General features: G+C 38.9%; 2 protein-coding genes. Both read left to right on the forward strand.

What is annotated here, in order from left to right:
* On the forward strand, positions 1-957 hold a 957-nt coding region (locus tag G6Q00_RS08150; RefSeq protein WP_240331063.1), incomplete at its 5' end, for a polymorphic toxin type 50 domain-containing protein.
* On the forward strand, positions 950-1,156 hold the full coding sequence (locus G6Q00_RS08155; RefSeq protein ID WP_163532745.1) for a hypothetical protein: 207 nt from the start codon (positions 950-952) through the stop codon (positions 1,154-1,156). The genes G6Q00_RS08150 and G6Q00_RS08155, both read left to right, overlap by 8 nt.
* Positions 1,157-1,263: the final 107 nt, after the last annotated feature.

A 1,263-nucleotide genomic window follows, 5' to 3' on the forward strand; every position in this document is an offset into this window, starting at 1 on the left:
GATTGGGGCTGTCGGTGTGAGTTGCAAATGTGGAGCGAAAGACAGATCAAAAACAAAGGCATAAGCCTAACTAAAAATATCCCACAAGAGGGGGGAACTCAAGCGGGAGGATTTGAAAGGGATAATTATAAATTCTTAGCTAATTTCTTTAAAAACAAGCTAGCTACTTACGCAAATAACCCAAAAGCTACAAGTTTACTTAAAAGCATTTTACAAAATATCGCCACTAAAAAAGCAAGATTTAAAGAATTAATTAGGCTTTCTAAAAATGGCGGTAGTTTGCGTTTTGGAAATTTAGAGATCATGCCTATTACTCTTAAAGCTCAAACACTTAAAGCTAACCCAGCTAATGATCTTTTTGATTTTTACTTAGCTAGGGAAGTGCTAGACTCTCCGCTTTTGTTAGCCACTCATAAAGATAGTAGAAAACTAGTGGGTCAAAAGTTAGGGCGTTGGTATGAATTAGAGATTCAAGGTACGGAGTTAGTGGGGCTAGAACATTTCACGGAGGCGCCTCCGTTAAAATCGGGCTTTGAGATTAAGAAATTAGATTTTGATGAGCTAGCCAAACGCGCCCCAGCTGAAAAACCTTATCCCTTTACCCAAAGAGTTTTAAACACAATTAAAAGCGCGCTAGCTTTGTTAACTTTAGATGATAGGCAGGATTTGCATGTATTAGATAGCCCAAATTATAAGCAAGGGCGTAGTTACTACACTAAAGCGCCAAGTATTGAGGAGGTTAGGGGGTGGATTAAGGAAAGCTTAGAAATTGATGTAGACAAAAAACGAGGTACATGGAATAAGCATGGCATTATTAGCCACCCTGATTTTGAGGGGGTGGTTATGCCATTTTTTGATAAATCAAAAGCCCCGGTTAAGGTGTATAAAAGTAAGCTACATTTCAATAAAAAAGGCTTTCATATTGTGCCAGTCGCGCTGAAAGGTGAACATGATTAATAGAGATTACGGGAGTTATAAAGATCAAGTTAAGATTATTTTTAAAGACGGCAGTATTTGGAGGGGTGCGCGCATTAGATATTTTAGTTGGTCTCCGGGGAACGGGGAAGAGGAAGATTATATAAATGTAGCTTATAGCGGGGTGTTTTATGGGTTAAGGCCTTCAGAAATTCAAGATATACAAGATGAGACAGAATAACTACAACACCCCCGCCACTTGATCTAAAAGCTCCATAATTTCGCTTTCATCAATCCCTAAATCTAACGCGGGAGGCTCTTCCGTGTTTGCTTTCTCAATCCTATTTG

The organism is Helicobacter suis (genome assembly GCF_902196125.1).
Lineage (GTDB): Bacteria > Campylobacterota > Campylobacteria > Campylobacterales > Helicobacteraceae > Helicobacter > Helicobacter suis_B.

Bases quoted from the DNA above. Each gene is read 5' to 3' on its own strand.
- G6Q00_RS08155 (WP_163532745.1), top strand. From the start codon at position 950: ATGATTAATAGAGATTACGGGAGTTATAAAGATCAAGTTAAGATTATT.